Annotated in this window: 3 protein-coding genes; 1 reads left to right on the top strand and 2 read right to left on the bottom strand. The window is 71.3% G+C overall.

The window, feature by feature from the left end; translation table 11 throughout:
* Positions 1-147 precede the first annotated feature (147 nt).
* A complete protein-coding gene (locus tag Q7F20_RS11370) occupies positions 148-1,689 on the bottom strand; it encodes an aldehyde dehydrogenase family protein (protein WP_305740201.1) in 1,542 nt (513 codons plus the stop codon).
* Between the two features lie 178 nt (positions 1,690-1,867).
* On the opposite strand from Q7F20_RS11370, the gene Q7F20_RS11365 reads away from it, so the two are divergent.
* Positions 1,868-2,407 (top strand): HdeD family acid-resistance protein, encoded by a 540-nt coding sequence (locus Q7F20_RS11365; protein WP_305740200.1) that lies wholly within the window; start codon positions 1,868-1,870, stop codon positions 2,405-2,407.
* 46 nt (positions 2,408-2,453) lie between these two features.
* Here Q7F20_RS11365 and Q7F20_RS11360 read toward each other — a convergent pair whose 3' ends face one another.
* A complete protein-coding gene (locus tag Q7F20_RS11360; protein ID WP_305740216.1) occupies positions 2,454-3,533 on the bottom strand; it encodes a VIT1/CCC1 transporter family protein in 1,080 nt (359 codons plus the stop codon).
* Positions 3,534-3,574: the final 41 nt, after the last annotated feature.

The following is a 3,574-nucleotide window of genomic DNA, read 5'->3' as shown; positions in this document are numbered from 1 at the left end:
CTCCGCCCCCCCCCCCCGCGGGTGGCAACTTGCGGGGCGCGTGCCGGGCGGCGAGGGAGCGCAGGAGCTCCCTCGCCGCCGGCGTCACCGCGACGCGGGCGGTGGCGGGCAGGCCGTCGGTGCCGGGCCGGTCGTCGGTGTCGGGCATCAGAAGAAGCCCATCGGGCCCTCGGCGTAGGACACCAGGAGGTTCTTCGTCTGCTGGTAGTGCTCCAGCATCATCTTGTGGTTCTCCCGTCCGATGCCGGACTGCTTGTAGCCGCCGAACGCCGCTCCGGCGGGGTACTGGTGGTAGGTGTTCTCCCACACCCGCCCGGCCTGGATGTCTCGGCCGGCTCGGTAGAGCGTGGTGGCCTCGCGGCTCCACACACCGGCGCCGAGACCGTACAGGGTGTCGTTCGCGATGGAGATCGCGTCGTCGTAGCCGTCGAAGCTCGTCAGGGCGAGGACCGGTCCGAAGATCTCCTCCTGGAAGATCCGCATCGAGTTGTCCCCTTCGAACACGGTCGGCGTGACGTAGTACCCGCCGGACAGGTCGCCGCCGAGGTCCGCCCGTTCACCACCGGTGAGGAGCTTCGCGCCCTCCTGCTTGCCGATGTCGATGTAGCTCAGGATCTTCTCGAGCTGGTCGTTCGACGCCTGCGCGCCGATCATCGTCGACAGGTCGAGCGGGTGGCCCTGCTTGACGGCGCGCACGCGGTCGAGGCCGTCCGCGACGAACCCGTCGTAGATCTCCTTCGCGACGAGTGCGCGGGACGGGCACGTGCAGACCTCGCCCTGGTTGAGGTTGAAGAACGCGAACCCTTCGAGGGCCTTGTCGTAGAAGGCGTCCTGCTCCTGTGCGACGTCGGCGAAGAAGACGTTCGGGCTCTTCCCGCCGAGTTCGAGCGTGACGGGGATGAGGTTCTGCGACGCGTACTGCATGATCAGCCGGCCCGTCGTGGTCTCCCCGGTGAAGGCGACCTTGCGGATGTCCGGGTGCTGGGCGAGCGGTGCACCGACCTCGATGCCGAAGCCGTTCACGACGTTGAGGACGCCGGCGGGCAGCAGGTCCCCGATCAGGTCGATCAGCACGTGGATGGACGCCGGCGTCTGCTCTGCCGGCTTCAGGACGACGCAGTTGCCCGCCGCCAGTGCCGGAGCGAGCTTCCACACCGCCATGAGGATGGGGAAGTTCCACGGGATGATCTGCCCGACGACGCCGAGCGGTTCGTGGAAGTGGTAGGCGACGGTGTCGTGGTCGATCTCCCCCGTCGATCCCTCCTGCGCGCGGACGGCCCCGGCGAAGTACCGGAAGTGGTCGATCGCGAGCGGGATGTCCGCGCCGATCGTCTCGCGGATCGGCTTGCCGTTCTCCCACGTCTCCGCGACGGCCAGGGCCTCGAGGTTCTGCTCCATCCGGTCCGCGATCCTGTTGAGGATGCCGGCCCGTTCGGCGACGCTCGTCCGGCCCCACGCCGGGAACGCCTTCCATGCCGCCTCGACGGCACGGTCGACGTCGGTGGAGTCCCCGCGGGCGATCTCGGTGAACACCTTGCCGGTGACGGGGGTGGGGTTCTCGAAGTACTGTCCCCCGGCCGGCGGGACGTACGCGCCGCCGATGTAGTGGTCGTACCGGGACCGGTACGAGACGAGGGACCCCTCCTCGCCGGGTGCGGCGTAGGTGGTCGGTGACGGGGCGATGGTCATGGTGGACACCTTTCGACGACTCTGTCGGGGCGCTGGATCCGCGCCTGTCCGAAGGCTACGGCGGCGGAGGTTGCATCCGGTTGCACCCGGTCGCACACCGTCGCACCCGGCGGCACGAACCGAGCCAGGTCGACCGAGGTAGCGTCGAGACGAGCAGACCTGACAGGGAGGAGTGCTCGTGGACTCTCGCGCCGTCCGCACGTTCCGCGTGTTCGTCATCGTCACCGCGGTGGTCGCCATCGCCCTCGGCATCGTCGCGATCGTGTGGCCTCGGCCGTCACTCGTCGTCGTCGCGCTGCTCTTCGGCGTGTACCTCGTCGTGGCCGGCGCGCTGCGGGTGTTCGCCGCGGTCCGGGGTCACGGCACACCGCCCGTGTGGCGGTGGACGTCCGGTGTCGTCGGCGCCCTGGTCGGTGTGGCCGGGCTCGTGACGCTGCTCGATCCCGCCGTGCCGCTCGTCGTCTACGCGGTGCTCGCCGGCGTCGGGTTCATCGTCGAGGGGATCGCGTCGTTGATCGGCGGGTTCGTGGGACACCCCGGCTCGTCACGGGTCCCGTCGATCGTGAGCGGGGTGCTGTCGATCCTCGGGGGCGTGGTCGTGCTGGTCGCTCCGGGACTCGCGCTGACGGTGTTCATGGTCTTCTCGGGCATCGCGCTCATCGTGGTCGGGGCTGCGGCCCTCCTGCTGCTCCCGCCCAGGGCCGCCGTGCGCCGGTAGCGCGAGCGGGCCCGCCCCTCGGCTGCTCGCTCTTCGTCCGGTCGCGCTAGGCGCTGCCCGTCCCGAACAGCAGCCCGAGTCCGTAGGTGACCGCTGCGGCGCCGAACCCGATCGCGAGTTGCCGGAGCGCCCGCCGCAGCGGCGACGCACCGCTCAGCACCCCGACCACCGCGCCGGTGCCGAGCAGGGCGATCCCGACGAGGAGCGCCGCGATCGCGATCGCCGCCCACCCCTCGAGCCCGAACAGGTACGGGAGCACCGGGATGATCGCGCCCGATGCGAAGAAGCAGAAGCTCGAGACGGCTGCGCTCATGCCGTTGCCGATCGCCTCGTGGTCGTCGACCGGCGCACCGCCCGTCACCGCGGCACCCCCGAGGACGTCGTCGGCGTGCTGCTGCGCCTCCGCCTCGGACATGCCCCGCGCACGGTAGACGAGGGCGAGTTCGTTCGCGTCGACGTCGAGGTCCGCGACGGCACGACCGGCCTCGGGGTGCGGAGCCGAGGCCGTGAGGAGCTCGCGCTGCGACCGCACCGAGACGTACTCGCCCGCCCCCATCGAGAGCGCCCCGGCGAGGAGTCCCGCGATGCCGCTCAGGAGCACGAAGTGCCGGTCCGCCCCCGACGCGCTCACACCGATGATGAGCGCCAGGTTCGACACCAGTCCGTCGTTCGCGCCGAACACCGCCGCGCGGAACGTCCCGGAGAGGCGCATCCGCCCGCGGTTGGCGAGCCCGCGGACCACTTCGCCGTGGATCCGCTCGTCGGCCGCCATGCTCGCGGTGGCGTCCGCGTCGTCGGCGTAGGGCGAACGGTCCTCGGCCCGCTGCATCAGCGCGAGGACGAACACCGACCCGAACCGCTTCGCCAGCGAGGCGAGCACCCGGGTTCGGAGGCTCCCCCGCTGCGGCCGCCCGACGTCGTCCCCGAGCAGGTCGAGCCAGTGCTGCTCGTGCCGCCCCTCGGCCTCGGCCAGGGCGGACAGGATCTCGCGTTCCTCGCCGTGTCGTCGTGCCGCGAGGTTCCGGTAGACGGCGGCTTCCGCCCGCTCGTCGGCGAGGTACCGGCGCCAGCGCCGGACGTCGGCGCGTTGGGAGGTGGGTCGGGACTGGAGGCTCACACCCGTCATCCTGCCCGCTCGCGCGGCCGCGTGGGCGCGTCGGCCGCGCG

The sequence above is a fragment of the Curtobacterium sp. A7_M15 genome, assembly GCF_030705415.1.
Taxonomy (GTDB): Bacteria; Actinomycetota; Actinomycetes; order Actinomycetales; family Microbacteriaceae; genus Curtobacterium.
Note: the sequence above shows the minus strand (reverse complement) of the source record. Positions and strands in the feature narration are given on the sequence as shown.

Excerpts from the sequence above, each read along its gene's own strand:
- Q7F20_RS11370 (WP_305740201.1), bottom strand. The coding sequence starts at position 1,689 with ATGACCATCGCCCCGTCACCGACCACCTACGCCGCACCCGGCGAGGAG.
- Q7F20_RS11360 (WP_305740216.1), bottom strand. The coding sequence starts at position 3,533 with ATGACGGGTGTGAGCCTCCAGTCCCGACCCACCTCCCAACGCGCCGAC.